The organism is Sphingomonas sp. GW821-FHT03E12 (assembly GCF_059420685.1).
Genome location: NZ_JBWKUF010000002.1, coordinates 465,747 through 485,346, shown reverse-complemented (window position 1 = coordinate 485,346; position 19,600 = coordinate 465,747). Strand labels below are relative to the sequence as shown.

Annotated in this window: 17 protein-coding genes; 6 read left to right on the top strand and 11 right to left on the bottom strand. The window is 65.7% G+C overall.

Features of this window, described 5'->3' with window-relative positions:
- Positions 1-22: 22 nt before the first annotated feature.
- The 3 genes from AC07TU_RS07810 to AC07TU_RS07800 all read right to left on the bottom strand — a co-directional run bounded on the left by AC07TU_RS07810 (position 23) and on the right by AC07TU_RS07800 (position 2,479).
- The gene (locus AC07TU_RS07810; protein WP_495187352.1) at positions 23-805 is read right to left on the bottom strand and encodes a dioxygenase family protein; all 783 of its coding nucleotides are present in this window, start codon (positions 803-805) and stop codon (positions 23-25) included.
- A gap of 278 nt (positions 806-1,083) precedes the next feature.
- Positions 1,084-1,686, bottom strand: a complete 603-nt coding sequence (gene wrbA / locus AC07TU_RS07805; RefSeq protein WP_495187351.1) for an NAD(P)H:quinone oxidoreductase — start codon at positions 1,684-1,686, stop codon at positions 1,084-1,086.
- Positions 1,687-1,780: 94 nt separating this feature from the next.
- Complete coding sequence (locus AC07TU_RS07800; protein WP_495187350.1) at positions 1,781-2,479, bottom strand: pirin family protein; 699 nt, start codon at positions 2,477-2,479, stop codon at positions 1,781-1,783.
- Between the two features lie 99 nt (positions 2,480-2,578).
- Between AC07TU_RS07800 and AC07TU_RS07795 the strand changes: the two genes are divergently transcribed.
- Positions 2,579-3,508: a LysR family transcriptional regulator gene (locus tag AC07TU_RS07795; RefSeq protein WP_495187349.1), complete on the top strand. Its 930-nt coding sequence runs from the start codon at positions 2,579-2,581 to the stop codon at positions 3,506-3,508.
- 53 nt (positions 3,509-3,561) lie between these two features.
- Here the strand turns inward: AC07TU_RS07795 and AC07TU_RS07790 are convergent, their stop codons facing one another.
- A complete protein-coding gene (locus AC07TU_RS07790; RefSeq protein ID WP_495187348.1) occupies positions 3,562-6,558 on the bottom strand; it encodes a TonB-dependent receptor plug domain-containing protein in 2,997 nt (998 codons plus the stop codon).
- Between the two features lie 343 nt (positions 6,559-6,901).
- Here AC07TU_RS07790 and ctrA point away from each other — a divergent pair, with 343 nt between their 5' ends.
- A complete protein-coding gene (ctrA, locus tag AC07TU_RS07785) occupies positions 6,902-7,609 on the top strand; it encodes a response regulator transcription factor CtrA (RefSeq protein ID WP_447723895.1) in 708 nt (235 codons plus the stop codon).
- 87 nt (positions 7,610-7,696) lie between these two features.
- Positions 7,697-8,230 carry a DUF1697 domain-containing protein gene (locus tag AC07TU_RS07780; RefSeq protein WP_495187347.1) on the top strand — a complete coding sequence of 178 codons (534 nt, stop codon included), beginning with the start codon at positions 7,697-7,699 and terminating at the stop codon, positions 8,228-8,230.
- Here AC07TU_RS07780 and AC07TU_RS07775 read toward each other — a convergent pair.
- The gene (locus tag AC07TU_RS07775) at positions 8,227-8,613 is read right to left on the bottom strand and encodes a hypothetical protein (RefSeq protein ID WP_495187346.1); all 387 of its coding nucleotides are present in this window, start codon (positions 8,611-8,613) and stop codon (positions 8,227-8,229) included. The two genes, AC07TU_RS07780 and AC07TU_RS07775, sit on opposite strands and share 4 nt — an antisense overlap.
- A gap of 146 nt (positions 8,614-8,759) precedes the next feature.
- On the opposite strand from AC07TU_RS07775, the gene AC07TU_RS07770 reads away from it, so the two are divergent.
- Positions 8,760-9,284, top strand: coding sequence for a hypothetical protein (locus tag AC07TU_RS07770; protein WP_495187345.1), 525 nt, complete (start codon positions 8,760-8,762; stop codon positions 9,282-9,284).
- Positions 9,285-9,293: 9 nt separating this feature from the next.
- On the opposite strand, the gene AC07TU_RS07765 is transcribed toward AC07TU_RS07770, so the two are convergent.
- The gene (locus AC07TU_RS07765) at positions 9,294-10,970 is read right to left on the bottom strand and encodes an amidohydrolase (RefSeq protein WP_495187344.1); all 1,677 of its coding nucleotides are present in this window, start codon (positions 10,968-10,970) and stop codon (positions 9,294-9,296) included.
- A 96-nt stretch (positions 10,971-11,066) separates the two neighbouring features.
- Between AC07TU_RS07765 and AC07TU_RS07760 the strand changes: the two genes are divergently transcribed.
- Together AC07TU_RS07760 and AC07TU_RS07755 are read left to right on the top strand one after the other, a co-directional pair.
- The gene (locus tag AC07TU_RS07760) at positions 11,067-12,311 is read left to right on the top strand and encodes a threonine ammonia-lyase (RefSeq protein WP_495187343.1); all 1,245 of its coding nucleotides are present in this window, start codon (positions 11,067-11,069) and stop codon (positions 12,309-12,311) included.
- Between the two features lie 363 nt (positions 12,312-12,674).
- Positions 12,675-13,448 (top strand): arginyltransferase, encoded by a 774-nt coding sequence (locus AC07TU_RS07755; RefSeq protein ID WP_495187342.1) that lies wholly within the window; start codon positions 12,675-12,677, stop codon positions 13,446-13,448.
- A gap of 15 nt (positions 13,449-13,463) precedes the next feature.
- Here the strand turns inward: AC07TU_RS07755 and AC07TU_RS07750 are convergent, their stop codons facing one another.
- From AC07TU_RS07750 to AC07TU_RS07730, 5 genes are all read right to left on the bottom strand, one after another.
- The gene (locus tag AC07TU_RS07750) at positions 13,464-14,273 is read right to left on the bottom strand and encodes a transglutaminase family protein (RefSeq protein WP_495187341.1); all 810 of its coding nucleotides are present in this window, start codon (positions 14,271-14,273) and stop codon (positions 13,464-13,466) included.
- Positions 14,274-14,280: 7 nt separating this feature from the next.
- Positions 14,281-15,216 (bottom strand): alpha-E domain-containing protein, encoded by a 936-nt coding sequence (locus AC07TU_RS07745; protein ID WP_495187668.1) that lies wholly within the window; start codon positions 15,214-15,216, stop codon positions 14,281-14,283.
- A 5-nt stretch (positions 15,217-15,221) separates the two neighbouring features.
- The gene (locus tag AC07TU_RS07740) at positions 15,222-16,691 is read right to left on the bottom strand and encodes a circularly permuted type 2 ATP-grasp protein (protein ID WP_495187340.1); all 1,470 of its coding nucleotides are present in this window, start codon (positions 16,689-16,691) and stop codon (positions 15,222-15,224) included.
- 169 nt (positions 16,692-16,860) lie between these two features.
- Complete coding sequence (locus AC07TU_RS07735) at positions 16,861-17,466, bottom strand: redoxin domain-containing protein (protein ID WP_495187339.1); 606 nt, start codon at positions 17,464-17,466, stop codon at positions 16,861-16,863.
- 16 nt (positions 17,467-17,482) lie between these two features.
- A complete protein-coding gene (locus AC07TU_RS07730) occupies positions 17,483-19,534 on the bottom strand; it encodes a protein-disulfide reductase DsbD family protein (RefSeq protein ID WP_495187338.1) in 2,052 nt (683 codons plus the stop codon).
- Between the last annotated feature and the right edge of the window lie 66 nt (positions 19,535-19,600).

Genomic DNA, 19,600 nt, shown 5'->3' with positions numbered 1-19,600 from the left:
CTCCGGATCGGAGCGGACTTTGCTACCCGAATTGATAAGCGTCCATCGCCAGCACCCCATAGGTATAGCTGTGATGCAGCCGCTTGCCCGGAATGCTGCCCGCGCCCATCGCGGTGAACAGCGGCAGGATATGGTCCATGGTCGGGTGATTCTGCTTGCCGAACGGGCCACGCTCGACCGCGTTCAGCACCGCATCGGTGTCGCCCGCATCGATCCGCTCCTTCATCCAGTCCGCAAAGGCCGACGCCCAGCCGGGCACCGCCGCATCATGGTCGCGGCCCTCGACGAAGATCGCGCGCAGATTATGCGTCAGGCTGCCCGATCCGATGATCAGGATGTTGCGGTCGCGCAGCGGCGCCAGCGCCTGCCCGACGCGATAATGCCATTCCGGCGCATGCGTACTGCTGATCGACAGCTGCACCACCGGCACGTCCGCTTCGGGCCAGGCCAGCATCAGCGGCACCCAGGCACCGTGATCCAGCCCGCGCTTCGGATCGATGAAGGCGGGTATCCCCGCCCCCGCGACCAGCGCCGCGACCTCCTGCGCCAGCTCCGGGTCGCCCTTGGCCGGATAGCGCAGATCGAACAATTTCTGCGGGAAGCCGCCGAAATCATGGATCGTCGCCGGCGCCTCCACCGACGTCACCACCGCCTCCGCCATGTCGTGATGCGCAGAGACCATCACGATCGCGTCAGGCCGTTCGACCTGCCCGGCCAGCCCGGCGAGGAATTCCCGCGCAGGGCTGGGCTCGAACATGATCATCGGCGAGCCATGCGATACGAACAGAGCGGGCTGGCGCGCCATGATTAGGGTCCAAACTCGATCAGGACGTGGGCATGACAGTGGCGAAAACGTTTCCCGGCAAGGCGGTCGCGAAGGCGGCTAGCGGTGTCTAGCCGACGAGCGGCCAACGCAGTCCGGGGAGCGTTTTCGCCCTGCCCCTTCGGGGTGACGATTTGCAGGCCCGTGGCTGCGTCACGGCACCTCGACGGGCCAACCGGCCCGCCTTCGCCACCGTTCCTATCCACGAACCCGCAAATCGTCATCATGCTCCACGTCCTGATCGAGTTTGGACCCTAGCCTCAGGCGCTCAGCTTCGCCGCGACTTCGGCGATGCGGCGGCCCTGATAGCGCGCACCATTGAGGTCGATCTCGCTCGGCTGGCGGCTGCCGTCGCCGGCCGCCACCGTCGTCGCGCCATAGGGCGCGCCGCCCAGCACCTCGTCGACCTTCATCTGGTCGGTATGGCCATAGTCGAGACCGACGATGGTCAGGCCGAAGTGCAGCAGGTTGGTGATGATGCTGAACAAGGTCGTCTCGTTGCCGCCATGCTGCGTCGCGCTGGAGGTGAAGGCACCGCCCACCTTACCATGCAGCGCGCCCGACGCCCACAGGCCGCCCGCGGTGTCCCAGAAGCTCGCCATCTGGCTCGACATCCGCCCGAACCGGGTCGGCGATCCGACGATGATCGCATCATAGTCCTTGAGCGCGTCGGGGCCGGAAATCACCGGATGCGCGCTGTCGGTCTTGAAGTAGGCGGCCTTGACCACCGCTTCGGGCGCGGTCTCGGGAACGCGCAGAATGTCCACCTGCGCACCTGCGCTGCGGGCGCCTTCGGCAACCGCGTCGGCCATCTGCTCGATATGGCCGTAGGACGAATAATAGAGAACCAGAACCTTGGTCACGTGCGTATCTCCTGTTGAAGATGGATCGGAAATAGGGGGTGGAGCGGCCCGCCTTGGGAGGGGGGCAGGCCGCGGGCCGCTCCGGGGGATCTTGTCAGTCGGCGTCGACCAGAACGATCTCGGCGTCTTCGATTGCCGTGATCGTCACGGTCTGTCCGCCGGTCAGCGCGGCGCCGTCGCGGGCGTCGAAGACCTGTCCGTCGATCTCGATCTTGCCCACCGCGGGAACGAGATAGGCATAGCGCCCCTCGCCCACATTGTGGGTCAGGCTCTCGCCTGCCTTGATCGTCGCACCCAGCACCCGGGCATCGGCGCGGATCGGCAGCGCGTCCTCGTCACCCTCGAAGCCCGAGGCGAGCGTCACGAACTTGCCCGAGCGCTCGCCCTTGGGGAACGGCTTGGCGCCCCAGCTCGGCGCGCCGCCATCGGCCCGCGGCATGATCCAGATCTGGAACAAGGTCGTGGTTTCAGGTTCGAGGTTGTATTCGGCGTGACGCACCCCGGTGCCCGCGCTCATCACCTGGACGTCGCCGGCACCGGTCTTGCCCTTGTTGCCCATCGAGTCCTGGTGCGTGATCGCACCCTTCCGGACATAGGTGATGATCTCCATGTCCCGGTGCGGGTGCGCCGGGAAGCCGCTGTTCGGCGCGATCTCGTCGTCGTTCCAGACGCGGATCGCTCCCCAGCCCATGCGGTTCGGGTCGTAATAGTCGGCGAAGCTGAAATGGTGACGGGCGTTGAGCCACCCGTGATCGGCATGGCCCAGGCTGTCGAACGAGCGTTTCTCGATCATGTGTGCCTCCTTGGTTGACGCCCAAGATAGGCTCTGCGATCAGTGCGTAAATGGAAACGTCCGAAACTGATCGTTTCGCGAAATGCCCGGAGATCGACCTTGCGCTTACCCGATTTTGAGGCCTGGGCGATCTTCGCCTGCGTGGTGGAGCACCGCTCGTTCAGCGGCGCCGCGGACGCGATCGGCGTGTCCAAGGCGACGGTGTCCAAGGCGATCGCGCGGCTTGAAGCGCAGCTCGGTACCGCGCTCTTCCATCGCACCTCGCGCCGCCTGACGCTGACCGACAGCGGCAATGCGCTCGCCGAACGCGCCGGGCGCATCCTCGCCGAAGCGCAGCAGGCGGAGGAAGCCGCGCTCGAATCCGCCAAGGCGCCGTCGGGGCTTGTCCGCATCGCGGCGCCGATCACCTTCGGCATCCGCTTCGTCGCCGACGCGATCGCCGATCTGCTCGCTGAGCATCCGGGGATCGAGATCGACCTGCGCCTGTCCGACGCCCGCGTCGATATCGTCGCCGACGGCTTCGACATCGCGCTCCGCATCGCCGATCTGCCCGACAGCTCGCTGCGCGCGCGCCGTCTCGCGCCGATCACCGCACGCGTCGTTGCGGCGCCCAGCTATCTCGAGAAGCACGGCACGCCCCGGCACCCGGCCGACCTCGCCCACCATGCCTGCTTCCTTTACGCCAACGCGATCGGCGCCTGGCATTTCCGCAAAGCGGATGGCGAGGAAGCCGCTGTGCGTCCGGCCGGGCCGCTGATCACCGACAATGGCGATGCGATGCTTCCCGCGCTGCGCGCCGGACTCGGTATCGCCCGCCTTCCCGGTTTCATCATCGACGAGGAGCTCGAGAAGGGAAATCTGGTCGAGATCCTCACCGGCTGGGCGCCGATGAACATCGCGCTGCACCTGCTGACTCCGCCCAGCACGCTGCGTCCGGCGCGCGTGGAGCTGGTGATCGACTATCTCTCGCACCGCTTCCGCAACATCTGCGTGAAGGAAACGGCGGCGCGGGCCGCGAAGCGCGCATAGAAAAAGGCCGGCCCGCGCATCCGCGGACCGGCCCATTTTCCGCTTGATCCGGGTCAGTTGGTCCTGAAGCGCACGCCGATGCGGAACCGGCGGCCGAGCAGATCCGAATAGGTGCTGTTCGCGGCCAGGCCGGTCTCGGGCACCAGGATCGGCCAGCGGTCGAACAGGTTGGTGACGTTGAAGAACACTTCCCCGACGCCCTCGCCCTTGATCTGGATCTTCTGCGTCAGGTTGAGGTCGACATAGAAGCTGCCCGATACCTTGTTCTCGTCATAGGTCGGGAACTGGGTGGTCGAAACCGGACAGCCCGTCGTGCACTCGATGCCGTTCGCCACATAGGTGCCGGCGCTCACGCCACGGCCTACCGCGGTGATCGAGAAATCGGGCGTGTCATAGGCAACGCTGCCGCGGAAGATCCAGGTCGGCGTGCTGAACTGCCCGCCATTTGCGCCCACCGTGTTGATCGGCACGGTCCCGGGAATGCCGGTATCGATCACATTCTTGATATAGCGCGTCGCCACGCCGCGCACCGTGAAGTTACCCTCGGCATTCGCGAAGATGTCGTTCAGCGGGATCCGGTAGGACGCATCGATATCGACGCCGCGCACCAGCCTGCGTGCGAAGTTGAACGGCTGGTTGCGGAACAGGATACGCGACGTGTTGTTGGGATCCTGGGTGATCGCGGCGCAATATTCGGTGCGCCCTTCGAAGCAGCGGTTGATGATGTCCTGCGCGCTCAGCGTATCGATCGCGTCCTTGACGTTGATATCGAAATAGTCGGCGGAGACGTTGAAGCCCGGCAGGAAGCGCGGCGAGAACACCGCACCGATGTTCCAGGAATCAGCCCGTTCGGGCTTCAGGTCCAGGTTCCCGACCAGGGTCGCCGAATAGGAAATGCTCGCCGGGTAGCTGCCCCCGTTCGGTCCCTGGCCAAGCGGCCACGGGTTGCGCACCGCGTCGCTGTTCGCCGTACCCGCCTGATAGAGCTCGTTGAGGTTGGGCGCCCGGATGTCACGCGAACGCGTCACGCGGATCCGGACATCCTCGATCGGCTGCCAGGTCGCGCCCGCCTTCCACGTCGTGACATAGCCCGACGTCGAATAGTCGGTCGCGCGCACCGCGCCGTTGAACTCAAGCCCGAAGCCCAGCGGCACCACGGTCTCGAGATAGGCTTCCTTGACCCGGTAGCTGCCCTTGGTCGCCAGGTAGTTACCCACCGACCAGGTGTTGGCGGTGGTGATGCCGCCGCCCGGATTGGGGGTCACGGCCGGCCGGAATTCAGGCGGCACGAAACCGTCGATCTTTTCCTCGCGATATTCGCCGCCGACCGCGACGCTGACATCGCCGGCCCAGGTGGCGAACGGCGTGAAGGAGAAGTTCGTACCGACGACGATCTGCTCGACAACCTGGTCGCGATAGGGGTCGCCCAGGATATAGTCGATCGCCGCGGGATCGGCGACGCCGATGCCCATGCGGTTGAGCGGACGGCAATTGGGATCGTTGTTGGTCGCCACCGCATCGACGTTGATCGCGCACTGGATCGACCCGACGGCATAGCCGCCCGGATTGCCCGCCTGCGCGAATACCGCCTTGGTGGCGTTCAGCGTGCGCTGGGTGTGCATGATGTTGCGCAGCTGCTCATGCAGCTCGGCGCGGCCATATTGGGCGAAGAAGTCCCACCGTGCCGTCTTGCCGAACGCGTCGAAGGTGCCCTCGGCGCCGATCAGGTAACGCTGCACCTTGCGCTCGTTGTTGACCGCGCGGAACGGAAGGTCGGCCGCCGTGGTCGCCAGCGTCACGCTGGTCAGGCCGGCCAGCGCGGCTCCGCCGAGCGCATTGTAGAGATAGGCGTTGCAGGTGGCGGGCACCGGCGTGACGTTGCAATTGGTCGCGTCGATGGCGATGCCGGTGGCAAGGTTCGGGCCGGCGTTGAAATAGACTTCCTGCCGGTTGTACGACGCCTCGGCGAACAGCTGGACATTGTCGGCGACCTCATAGCTCAGCCGCGCGAAGATGCCGTGCCGGTCGTCCCGGGGGTCGAGGCCGATGCGGCGCCCGGAATCGTTGACGCGCCAGTCGCCGCCCTGAGTAAGCGTCGGCGCCGAGGCGCCGGTGGGCACCGGGAAGGTCAGCGCGCCATACTGATACTGGTTCACCGAGCCATTCTGGCCGAAGTAGATGCCACGCATCCGGTTCGCGGTGCCGCCGGCAGAACCGGTGATCAGCCCGCCCGGCGTCGAGTTCGCCGCGCCGACCTGGCGCCGGATGAAGAACTGCGGAACGCTGTTGTTGGTCGCCGCGTCATAGGCGGGGTTCTGGATCCGCACATAGCCAGTGTGGTTCCACGGCCGGTCGCCGGGATCGATCTCGAAGATGCCGTCGCGATGTGCAACCTCGCCGCTCACCAGCAGGTGGCCGCGCCCGCCAGCGAACGACCAGCCGCCGGCGACGCCGATCGAATAGTTGAAACCATCGCCCTTGTCGGTGATGCCGACATCGGCATTGACCTTCAGCCCTTCATACTTGTTGTCGAGGATGAAGTTGACCACGCCCGCGACCGCGTCCGAACCATAGGCAGAGGACGCACCGCCGGTGACGATCTCGACCTGCTTCACCAGCGCCTGCGGGATCGTGTTGACGTCCACCAGGCTGGTGATCGTCGAGGCGACCGAGCGGCGGCCGTTGACCAGCACCAGCGTCCGCGTCTCGCCCAGGTTGCGCAGGTTGAGCGCATTGATGCCCGCCTGGCCGCTGGAAAGGTTGAGCCGCGAGTTGGCCGGCATCGTCGAACCGGCCAGCGACGGCATCTGGTTGACGAAATCGGCGATGTTGTTCGACGGAGAGCCGTTCTGGATATCTTCGATGTTCAGGACCGTGACCGGGGTCGGCGCCTGGAATCCGTCGCGAACGATGCGCGTGCCGGTGACCACCACCTCGCCCTCACGTTCCGGCTCCTGTGCCGTGGCGGTTGTGGGTGCGGGAGCATCCTGAGCGAAGGCCGGGTGCGCGAGCGCGCAAACCGTGACGAGAAGCGCGGCTTTGATCTTCATACTGACCCCCTGAATGTCCCGGCCCGCGTTATCGCGTGACCACCCCGGAAATAGCGAAACTAACCATGCAAGCTCTGAGGCAGCAAACGCAAAAAAAGGATGAAGCCTATAACCTCAGTGCATAGGTGGCCTGTCGCGCAATCTATCGCGTCAAACGCACGCAATATCGCCCGGCCACGCCCTTGCCGCGCGCCACCCGGACAGGCCCGGATTCGCCGCGACTCGTGGATTCCCGCGGGTTAGCACAAAATTAACCTTTTGCCTTCAGACCTGTTTAGGTTAATGAATCAGTCGCGTTGCGGGTCACAGGGGGCTGCGCAACCGGCACAGGGGGAACCCGCAAATGCGCGTGCTGCTGATCGAAGACGAGCCGACGACCGCCAAGGCGATCGAGCTCATGCTCTCGACCGAGGGCTTCAATGTCTACACCACCGATCTGGGCGAGGAAGGCCTCGATCTCGGCAAGCTGTATGATTACGACATCATCCTGCTCGATCTCAATCTGCCGGACATGCATGGTTACGACGTGCTCAAGAAATTGCGCGTCGCCCGTGTCCAGACCCCGGTACTGATCCTGTCGGGCATCAGCGAGATGGACAGCAAGGTGCGCTCGTTCGGCTTCGGCGCCGACGACTATGTCACCAAGCCGTTCCACCGCGAGGAGCTGGTCGCGCGCATCCACGCCGTCGTCCGCCGCTCGAAGGGCCATTCGCAGTCGGTGATCCGCACCGGCAAGCTGGCGGTGAACCTGGACGCCAAGACCGTCGAGGTCGACGGCGCCCGCGTCCACCTGACCGGCAAGGAATATGCGATGCTGGAGCTGCTCTCGCTCCGCAAGGGCACGACGCTCACCAAGGAAATGTTCCTCAACCACCTTTATGGCGGAATGGACGAGCCTGAGCTCAAGATCATCGACGTCTTCATCTGCAAGCTGCGCAAGAAGCTCAGCATGGCATGCGACGGCGAGAACTATATCGAAACGGTGTGGGGCCGCGGCTATGTGCTGCGCGACGCCGAAGAGGTCGCGGCGCCGGTCAGCGCGGTCGCCTGAACACCGAACACACGCAGAGGGGCAAATGGCCGCGGCGTCCGACCGGACTCCGCGGCCATCTCTTTTCGGCCTAGGCGGAGCATCACCGTGGCATCGCATGTCGCCCTCCTCCACAGCATCACGATCGGCGGCGGCCGGCGGCTGGTGATGGCCGAATGGCGGGCGATGATGGAAAGCATCGGGCTGCGGAACCCTCGCACGCTGATCGCGACGGGCAATGCCCTGTTCGACAGCGACGGTGCAACCATCGCCCAGCTCGAGCACCAGCTCGAAACCGCGTTCGTGCAACGCTTCGGCCGGCATATCGACACCATCGTCACGACTGTCGCGCAGTGGCGAAGGCTGGCCGCCGCCAACCCCTTCCCCGGGGAAGCCGACGGCACCCGGATCGCGGTCCGGGTGATGCGCCAGCCCCTGGACGAAGCCGTCTTCGCCGCGCTGCTACCCTATGCGACACAGGGCGAACGCATGAAACTGATCGACGGCCATATCTGGATCCACTTCGAGCAGGACCCGGCACGTTCACGGCTGGCGGCACAGCTGACGATCAAGCGCCTCGGCCCGGGCACGATACGGAACTGGAACACGGTCCGGCGCCTGGACGAGATGATCCCGGCCTAGCGATCCGCTTTTGCGGCAACGCGGAAGAAGGCCGCGGAGACAAGCCACATCCCCGTGAAGACCCCGCCGGACAGCCAGGCCTTGAACACGCCATCCGGCTCGGTCGCGGTCACCGGCGCGGTCACGATCAGGATGGTCAGAATCACCTGCATCACTGCCACGCCAAGCATCGTCCGCACCATGTCCGCCGCCCTGAACCGCGCAGTGAACCAGCCGACACCGATCGCCATGATGAGCAGGAAGAAGGCCTCGCCCTCGCCGTTGTCGCGAACGATCGTGGTCCACACGGTCAGGAACGACGCCACCACCGCTACGGCCACACCTGCACGATAGGCCAGGTTTCCGCCCGCTCTCGTGTCCGCCGCCTTGCTCGATCCGGTCATGCGATAACCTCCCTCAAGATTGCCGCCGCGTCTTCGCATGAACGCCGGTAAACGGCATGAGCAGGAAGTGAGGAAAGGCTGAAAGATACCCGGCGCGCGTCCGCAACCGGTTCGCGCACGAGAAGCCTCCATGCTATGCTCGTGGAATGCCTGTCGCCATTTTCGAGAATCAAGGCGACAGGGTCCTGACCTTCACCCTCGAACCCGACGACGAGCAGTTCGAACTGCCGCTGCTCGCAAAGATCGGCATCCGCTACGCGTTCGATGACGGGTCGATCGACCGCACCTTCGCCGCTTATGGAGAGCATGGCATCCGCTTCTGGTGCGACGCCGCCAACCGGGAGGTCGAGATCGTGCACCCGGGCCCGTTCGACAGGCTGCTCTGGGACATGTGCATCAAACTGGGGTTCTGCGGCGGCATCGTGAACGACCGGGTGACCCATGTCACCGACCTTCTGCCCGCCACCGGAACGGTGACGGCAAGGGATTTTGCGGAACTCGCGATCAGCGCCGAATGTGATGTGAAAAGCCCGCCGGCGAAGCACGACCGCTGGGTCGCGCAGCTCGAGGCAATGTTCGTCGAATATATGGGGGAGCAGTCCGTGCCGGCGCAGGCGCTGGTGACCAACCTGGCCATTCCATTCGAGGATCAGGCGGCAAGTATCGGCTGACAGGAGGCGTCAGCGCCCCTCCCCCGTCTTCGCCGCATCGCTCCGCCGGTACACACGCTGCCCGCCGACCCAGGTTTCCAGCACCACCGTCGCCCGCAATTCGGTGGGCGACGATAGCAGCGGGTCGCGATCGACCACGATGAAATCGGCCTGCAGCCCCGGTGCGAGATGGCCGAAGAGCTTCTCGCCGAACCCGGCATAGGCCGCATCGATGGTGAAACCCTTCCACGCCTGTTCGCGGGTCACCGCCTCTTCGGGCCGCCATCCGCCGAACGGCTGGCCCTGCGCGTCCTGCCGGGTGAACCCGGCCGCCCAGCCCTCGAACGGGTTGGGGCTCTCGACCGGATAATCCGATCCGAACGCCAGCCGCACATTGTTGGCCAGCATCGATTTCCAGGCATAGGCGCCCGCGAGCCGTTCCTGCCCCAGCCGCGCCTCGGCCATCGTCCGGTCGCTGGTCTGGTGCACCGGTTGCATCGACGCGATGATGCCGTGTTTGGCGAAACGCGGCAGATCGGCCGGGTCGATGATCTGGGCATGCTCGATCCGCCAGCGCCGGTCACCGTTGAACGTGTCCGCAACCTCGTCGATCGCGTCGAGCACCTGCTTGTTGCCCCGGTCACCGATCGCGTGGATCGCGATCTGGAAATGATCCATCGCGCCGCGGCTGATCGAATTGAGCAGTTGCGCATCGGTCAGGAACGGCAGGCCAGTGACGCCCGGCGCATCGGCATAAGGCGCCTTGAGCCATGCCCCGCGCGAGCCGAGCGCGCCATCGACCATCAGCTTGATCCCGCCCATCCGCAGCTTGTCGCCGTACAGCCAGGGCGTAGGGCCGGTACCCGCCGTGACCAGCGCTGTCTCGACCCCCGCCGCATAGCTCATGATCCGCATGCGCAGCGCCCCCAGATCCCCCATCCGGCGGAAGGTCTGCCAGTCGTCGAGGCTGGTTCCCATGTCTGCGCTGGCGGTGACGCCGACACTCAGCAACTGATCCTGCGCCTTCAGGAACGCGGCATTGCGGTCGCGCGGGGTGGGCTTGGGCAGCGCCTTCTCGATCAGGTCCATCGCCGCATCGACGAACACGCCGCCGGGCTTGCCCGCGATCAGCTCGATCCGGCCGCCATTGGGCGATTTGGTCGCAGCGGTGATGCCTGCCGCGCGCATCGCGGCGCTGTTTGCCCAGCCGGCATGGCCGTCGGCGCGCGTGAACCAGGCCGGCTTGTCGCCGGTCGCCGCATCCAGCTCGGCTGCGGTCGGGAAACGGCCCAGCGCCCAGGCCTCCTGGTTCCACCCGCCCCCGGTCAGCCACGGCCGCGCGGCATTTTCCAGCGCATAGCGGCGGATCGCCTCCTGCGCCTGCGCCAGCGAGGTGGTGGCGGAGAGATCGAGCGCCAATGCACGGAAGCCCAGTCCCATCACATGGCCATGCCCGTCGATCATCCCGGGGATCACCGTCCGGCCCTTCAGATCTTCCTTCCAGTCGGGGCGCTCGGGGCGCTTGTCGCCGCGCTTGAGCAGCTTCACGATCTTGCCGTCGGGCGCGATGACGATGCCGTTGAAGCGCACCACCTCACCCTGTTCATCCAGCGTCATGCCATCGACATTCTCGACCAGCGCATCGGCAAAAGCGGGCGAAGCGAGCAGCAGCGACGCGGTCAGGGCAAGCGAAACGGGAAGGCGCACACGGGTCTCCGGACGAACTGGCTGAAAAGCCACACTTGGAAGCGCTTTCGAATAGGCGGTGTTCCCCGATCGCGCCAGATGGTCTACGGCCCGCCCATGGCAACTCAGGCAGCATCCGCAGCGCAACCCCTCCCCGTCACCCTCGCCGACGTTCAGGCGGCGGCGATGCGGATTATGGGCGCGGTGGTTCGGACGCCGACCTTGCACAGCAAGACGCTGTCCGACCTGACCGGCGCAACCGTCTATCTCAAGTTCGAAAACCTCCAGTTCACCGCGGCGTACAAGGAACGCGGCGCGCTCAACACCCTGCTCCAGTTGGACGATGCGGCGCGCGCCAAGGGCGTGATCGCGGCGTCGGCGGGCAACCATGCGCAGGGCCTCGCCTATCACGGCAACCGGCTCGGCATCCCCGTGACGATCGTGATGCCCAAGTCGACGCCGACGGTGAAGGTGACGCAGACCGAGAGCCACGGCGCCTCGATCATCCTCGAAGGCGAGACCTTCGACGAGGCCTATGCCCATGCCCGTCAGCTCGAGGCGTCGAACGGCTATACCTTCGTCCATCCGTTCGACGATCCGCGCATCATCGCCGGGCAAGGCACCGTCTTCCTCGAAATGCTGGCCGACGCGCCCGCGATCGATACGCTGATCGTGCCGATCGGCGGCGGCGGACTGATCTCCGGCGCACTGACCGTCGCCAAGGCAGCAGACCGCCCGATCGAAGTGGTCGGCGTGCAGGCCGAGCTGTTCCCGTCGATGTTCAACCGCATCACCGGCGCGCACGAGCCGATCGGCGGCGATACGCTGGCTGAGGGTATCGCGGTCAAGGAGCCGGGCGGTCTTACCGCCCAGATCGTCGAGGCGCTGGTCGACGAGATCCTGCTGGTCAGCGAGCGCAGCCTCGAGGAAGCAGTCAGCCTGCTCCTCCAGATCGAGAAGACGGTGGCTGAGGGCGCGGGCGCCGCCGGCCTCGCCGCGCTGATGACCCAGCCCGAGAAGTTCCGCGGCAAGACCGTCGGCATCATCCTGACCGGCGGCAACATCGATACGCGCCTGCTCGCGAATGTGCTGCTGCGCGACCTTGCCCGCTCCGGCCGCCTCGCGCGGCTGCGCATCCGCCTGCAGGACCGCCCCGGCGCGCTCTATCAGGTCGCGCGCATCTTCCAGGAGCAGGCGGTCAACATCCTCGAACTGTCGCACCAGCGGATCTTCACCAACCTCCCCGCCAAGGGCCTCAGCCTCGACGTCGAGTGCGAGACCCGCGACCGCGCGCATCTGGAACGCCTGAACACCGCACTTCAGGAAGCGGGCTATGAGGTTCGGCTGATCGAACTGGCCTAACGCCGGAAACAATCGAGACGGAGCGGAAGACCGCCGGGCCGCGAGCTTGCTCGCAGCCCGGCACGTCGCCGTGTCCTGTCGGCCGGAAACGCTGAATCACATTGGTTACTATCCACGTTTTCCACAGGATGTGGACGAACTGAATCACACGCACGACGAACCGAGTCGCGCGACTCTTTCCGGTGACTCATCAACTCAATAAGAGCGGTGACAGATGCGCCCCGCACGGCCGCGCGCACCGTCCACAACTCCTTACTTCCGTTAACTCTCTTTCATGGTGAATCGCCTTTTCATCACGAATCGGCTGATTCATAATGGCGCCATCGCAACACGCTTCGTCGATCGGTAGGGGGACGAACTAGGGTGACGGCACTAACCCGATTTCCACGGTTCTTCGTGACCAGTCCGTCGCCGTGCCCGTATCTTCCGGGACGGCAGGAACGGAAGATCTTTACCGAGCTTTCGGGGCCGCATGCCGGCGAGCTCAACGATGCGCTTGGCCGCATCGGCTTCCGCCGCAGCCAGTCGGTCGCGTACCGGCCGAGCTGCGTCGGCTGCAACGCGTGCCTCTCGGTCCGCGTCGTCGCCGACGAATTCAAGCCGAACGCAACGCAGCGCAAGCTCATCCGCCGCCATGCGGATCTCGAGGTGACCGCGTGCCGCCCCTGGGCGACCGACGAGCAGTTCGAACTCCTCCGCCGCTATCTGACCAGCCGTCACCCGACCGGCGGCATGACGGCGATGGACGAGAGCGACTATGCCGACATGGTCGAACAGTCGCCGGTCGGCACCTATGTCATCGAGTATCGCGAACCCGCCGAGCGGGGCGGTGCGCTGATCGGCGCCTGTATCACCGATCAGCAGGCCGATGGCCTGTCGATGATCTACAGCTTCTTCGATGCCGACAATGCCGATCGTCCGGGGCTCGGCAACCTGATCATCATGGATCACATCATCCGCGCCCGCGCCGCGGGGCTGCCCTATGTCTATCTGGGCTATTGGGTGAAAGGCAGCGCGCGCATGGCCTACAAGACGCGCTATCAGCCGATGGAAGTCCTCGGCCCCAATGGCTGGCGCCCCTTCAACGAGGAAGAAATCGCGGTGCGCACGCCGACGCCAGTCCGCGAACTCGCCTGACGGTCGCAAGAATCCTCAGGCGTCGTTGCCGAGGCGCCCGACATGCAGGTCGACATCCATTTCCTCGCCGCCCTGTCCAAGCCTTGATCCAGCGATCGACGCCGCACCGGGCGCATCCAGCCCTACTGCGACACGCACATAGCGCTCGTCGGGGCTGATCCCGGACGAAGGGTCGAACCCCACCCAGCCAAGATCGGGCACCCATGCCTCCGCCCAGCCATGCGGTGCGCAGGCATCGTCCACGCCCTGCCGGTATCCCGACACATAACGCGCCGGCACGTCGATCGCACGTGCGCCGGCAATGAAGATATGGGCAAGGTCACGTGAACTTGGCTGCGGCTTCGTGAAGGCCTGTGCCGCTGAAAGCCCTGTGTCGGGCAGATCGGGCACGCCCGGAAAGCGCTTCGCCAGCGCGATGTTCCAGCGGTGCAGGCAATCGAGCGGGCCGCTGCACGCTCCGCGCGCTTCTTCCGCGAACGCACTCAGCGCTGCGCTCACCGCCGTCCGCGCCGTCTCGCGCAGGAACAGCCCTTCGGGCAGCGGTTCGTAGCTGCCACGTACCACCCCGTTGGACTCGGTCGTCAGCACCTGTCCCGCCACGGTGATGTCGATGCTCTCTAGCGGACCTTCGGCATAGAGCATCGTCACCTTGTTGCCGAACCCGTCGATGGCATCGCGCAGGCGCACGTCGCAACCGACATCGACGCGCCAGCTCAGCACGGTCTGGTCGATCGTGTCGCTCGGCGTCAGACGCAGCATCTGGACGAGGCGCGACTGCGGTTCGCTGAACCGGTACTGGGTGTGATGTTCGATCGCGAGACGCATGGCCGCCTCAAATGAACCTGAACTGCCGCGCGATCGCAGCGTCGAGCAGCGCATTCTCGTGGATGAACGCTTCCAGATATTCGTGCAGCCCGCTGACCAGCACCTCGTGACTGCGCGTCTTCTGCATCCGCGCGATCCGCCCGCGCGCCATCCGGTCCGCCTCGCCCTGAAGCCCTGTCCGCTTGGCAAGCGCGTTGAGCAGTTCGACCACCTCCTCGACACACGCCGCAAGGCTGCGCGGCAGCTCGGCATGGCACACCAGCAGATCGATGACGTTCACCGGCTTGAGGCCATCGGAATAGAGCCAGCGATAGGCGGTGACCGCCGATACGGTCTGGAGGATCGTCGTCCACTGGTCGCGATCGACCACCCCGCCGACCTGCTCACCCTCGGGAAGCAGCAGATGGTATTTGACGTCAAGCAATCGTGCGGTGTTATCCGCGCGCTCGATCGCGGCACCAAGCTGGATCAGCAAGGTCGCCTCGTTGCGCATCATCCGATGGATCGCGCCCTCGAAGCCGCGCGCCTCGGCCATCACCCCTTCGACCAGGTTGAGCGTCGCCGCCGACCCGCCGGGACTCGAGCGGTTGGCAAAGAGCAGCCACAGCCGGTTGATCGCGGTCCATGCCTCCCGCGTGAGCGCTGTACGCACCGCTCGCGCATTGTTGCGCGCCTGTTCGAGGCAGCGGATGATCGACCCGGGATGAGTCATGTCGAGCGTCAGATAGCGCGCGACCGGCTGCTGGCTGACGCTCTGCCCGCTCGCGGCGAACCCTTCGGCATTGTAGGTGACGCTGAGCGCGCTGGCCCAGGCCGCCTCACCCGCGGGCCGCGCCGACAGCGCGTCGAGCCGTACCGTCGCTTCGACCAGCCGCGCAGTGAAATCCGCCCGCTCGACATAGCGCCCAAGCCAGTAAAGCGCTGATGCGGTGCGCGAGAGCATCCGCATCAGCCCTGCACCTGCGTCTGCGCCTGACCATGCCCCTCGGGCAGCAGCACGAAACTGTCCTTGGTCCCGCCGCCCTGGCTCGAATTGACCACCAGCGACCCTTCCTTGAGCGCCACCCGCGTCAGACCGCCCGGCACGACGCGCACCCCGTCCGATCCGGTCAGCACGAAGGGGCGAAAGTCGACATGCCGTGGCGCCAGCCCGGTCTCGGTCACCGTCGGTACCGTCGAGAGCGCGAGCGTCGGTTGCGCGATGTAGCGGTGCGGCTCGGCCTTGAGCGCGGCGCGGAACGCCTCGATCTCCGCCTTGGTCGCGGTCGGCCCGACCAGCATGCCGTAACCGCCTGATCCGTCGACCAGCTTCACCACCACCTCGTCGAGATGGTCGAGCACATAGCTGAGCGCATCGGGCTCGCGGCAGCGCCACGTCTCGACATTGGGCAGCTTGGCCTCGCTGCCCGAATAGAATTTCACGATCTCGGGCATGTAGCTGTAGATCGCCTTGTCGTCGGCGATGCCGTTGCCGGGTGCGTTGATCAGCGCGACATTACCCGCGCGATAGGCCGAGATGATCCCGGGCACGCCCAGCAGCGAGTCCGGGCGGAACACCAGCGGATCGAGGAAGTCGTCGTCGATCCGGCGGTAGATCACGTCCACCTTCACCCGCCCGGCGATGGTCTGCATGTAGACGATATCGTCATCAACGACGAGGTCGGCAGCCTCGACCAGCTCGACCCCCATCGTGTCGGCAAGGAAGCTGTGTTCGTAATAGGCCGAGTTGAAATGGCCCGGCGTCAGCACGACGCACACCGGCACGCCGCCGCCGGTGCGGGTGGGCGCAACCGATCGCATCGTCTCCCGCAGCATGTCGCTGTAGCTGTCCACCGCGGCGACGCGGAAGCTGCGGAACAGCTCCGGGCAAAGCCGGATCATCGCCTCGCGATTCTCGAGCATGTAGGAGACGCCCGACGGGGTGCGGGCATTATCCTCCAGGACCCAGAATTCGTCCGGGCCGGTGCGAACCAGGTCGATCCCGCAGATATGCGCCCAGATGCCGTGCGGCGGACGGATGCCCGCAACCTCGGGCCGGAATTGCGGGTTGTTGAGGATCAGCTCCGCGGGGATCACGCCCTCGCTCAGGATGCGGCGCTCGCCGTAAATGTCTTCCAGAAACGCGTTGATCGCCTCGACCCGCTGGACCAGCCCCTCGCTCAGCCGCTGCCATTCGTCATGCAGGAAGATGCGCGGGACGATGTCGAAGGGGATGATGCGCTCGCTCGCATCGCTGTCGCCATAGACGGCGAAGGTAATCCCGAGCTGGCGAAAGGTCGCTTCCGCGGACTGCTGGCGGCGATGCAGCTCGGACTGAGGCGTTTCGGCGATCCACTCCGAAAGCGCGGCGAAATCGGCTCGCGGACTATCCGGCCCGCCATGACCCCAGATTTCATCGAACGCGCGGCCTGTCCCCATTCAGCCTCCCGGTGCCGGCCCCAACTGCTGAGATACCCGGCTGACGTCATGCTGCAACGCTTTGCTGCGTCGCACAAGGGACTTTGCTACCCGGGTTGCGATACAAAAAAGGCCGGGGTCTCCCCCGGCCTTCTCGTCGTCCCTGCCCCCTATAACAGGAACGAATGGCTCATTCGGCATACTTGACCGAGCAGCCATAAGGCTGGCTGGTCGCGACCGAAACGGCCTTACCCGCTTTCATCTCACCGAGCGCTGCAAGCACATGGTTACGCGCCGAGCCCATCTCTTCGACGCGGGCGGCAGGCTTGTCGTCGATGCCGCCCTGATAGCGCAGCACGCCCTGGCCATCGATGATGTACATGTGCGGCGTCGTCTTGGCGGCATAACCCTTGCCGACGATCCCCTTGGGATCGAGCAGATAGTGCGCGGGCACCGCCTTCTGATCGCCGACCCATTTCTTGGCACCGGCGCCATCGACATGGCCCTGCTTGCCCGGCGCACCCGAATTGATCGTCAGCCACACCACGCCGCCGGTCTTCGCCGCGGTCTGGGTCTTCTGCATATTGCCCTGATAGTGGCGCTGCACGAACGGGCAGCCCGGGTTGTTCCACTCGAGAACCACCGTCTTGCCCTTGAAGTCGGACAGCTGGACCGTCTTGCCATTGGCATCGGTCAGCTTGAAATCGGTCGCCTTCTGGCCGTTCACCTGTTCGGCCGCGCCGGGCACCGTGAGCGCCACGAGCATCGCCGCACCAATCGGGATCAACTTGTTCATCACCCTAGTCTCCTGGTTACGCACCGTCCCCCGGAAGCGCCGACAACATGCCTTGGGTCAGCACCTGGGGCAAGACCTTCGGTTCGCTCGATCCCTTGGGATACCAGAGGTATAGCGGTACCCCCGCGCGATTATGCTGCTCGATGAACCTGCCCAGCGCCGGATCGCCGTCGGTCCAGTCGCCGACCAGCACAGCGACATTGCCGGCCTTGAACGCCTTGGCGACCGCGTCGGTCTCGATCGCGGTCTTCTCGTTCACCTTGCAGGTCACGCACCAATCGGCGGTGAAATAGGCGAAGACCGGCCGTCCTTCCGCCCGGAGTGCCGCGAGGCGAGCTTCGCTGAAGGGCTCAGCACCTGCCGCCTTCAACTCGGTCGCGGCCGCAGGCTTTTCAATCTCGGCGATGGCGAAACTTCCGCAAACAACCAGCAGCACGGTCGCAATCACGGCGCCCGCACCGGCACTCTTGCCCTTTGCCTGCTGCCGTCCAACCAGCCACAGCACTACCGCAACGCCCAGCGCGACGACCAGCCCGATCGCCATGCCGTTAACGCCCTTCAATCCGCCCAGCACCCAGGCGAGCGCGATCGCGGTCAGGAACATCGGCACCGACAGGAACTTGCGGAAAATATCCATCCACGCGCCCGGCTTGGGCAGCATCCGCCGCAGCGCAGGAACGAAGCCGAGCAGCAGGAATGGCAGCGCCAGCCCCAGCCCAAGTCCCAGGAAGATCAGCAATGCGACATACCAGGGCAGGACCAGCGCGGCACCCAGTGCCGCACCCATGAACGGCCCCGTGCATGGCGTCGCGATAAACGCCGCCAGCGCGCCGGTCATGAACGCGCCGCCGGAACCGCCGCCTGCCAGCTTGCCCGCGAACCGCGGCGTCATCAGCTCGAACAGGCCCGCCAGATTGAGCGCGATTCCGAGCACCAGCAGCAGCAGGAACAGGATCACTCGCGCATCGGTCAGCTGGAACGCCCAGCCGACGCTCGCCCCCGCCGCACGCAGGCCGAGCATCGCGCCGCCCAGCGCCAGCACCACCAGCACGACACCCGCGGTATAGGCCAGCGCCTCGGCGCGGGCATGGCCCTCGCTGGTCCCGCTCTTGGCCAGGCTCAACGCCTTGAGGCTCAGGATCGGGAAGACGCAGGGCATGATATTGAGGATCAGCCCGCCCAGCAGTGCTCCGCCCAGCGCGACCAGCGCCGCGGTCCAGTCGATCGCGCCGCCTGTCGCTGCGCTCGCTGCGACCGCTCCTGGCACTGCCGCCAGCGCGAACCCCTGCCCCGGCCCCACGGCCAGCACGCCCTCGAGCTTCGCCGGGGTCTTCGTCCCCGCCTTGACCTCGACGATCACCGTGTCGCCGTCGCGCGTCACCTTCTGTGGCGCGGAATAGTTCACCGCCTCCAGCGTCAGCGGGAAGAAATAGGTATCGGCGCCCAGAGGTGCGCTCGCGGGATAGGGGATCGAGACCCTTAGCGTGCCATCGGCCACCGCGAACTTGCCCTCACTGCCCAGCGGTTTGGGGAAGGCGCGACGCCACTCGTCGAACCGCGCGCGCCGTTCGCCGGAAATCGCGCCGTCGCCGACGGTCAGGTTGGTCGCCAGATTCTCGGTTTCCGGCACGCACACTTCGTCGGTGCAAACCAGATAGTCGGCGCGGACGGTGATCGGCAGCGCGGTGCCCGGCTTCGCTCCAGCCGGGATCTTCAGCGTCACGAGCTGCGTGTAGCTGCCCTTGTAGACATAGTTCATGATCCCCGCGACCATCAGCCGCGTCGGCACCGGGTAGCGCAGCTCACCCGCGCTCACCCCCTGCGGCAGCTTCCAGTCGAGCCGGGTGTCGAGCCCCGCATCGCCGGGATTCTTCCAGTATCCGTGCCAGCCCTCATCGGGCTTCGCGACGAAAGCCAGCGTCACCTCGCTCCCCGGCGCAGGGCTGTCGGTCTCGGCGACCAGTTCGACGGTCAGGTTATCCTGCCCCGCTTGCTGCGCCGCTGCGGGCAATGCCGCCGCCAGAAACCAAGCGAACACTGTCACCAACGCGAAACTCAACTTGCGCATTCACCAGTCCTTGCCGTGCGGGAGCGAAAGGAACATAGCGCCCCCGGCCCGATTTGCCATCCGGAG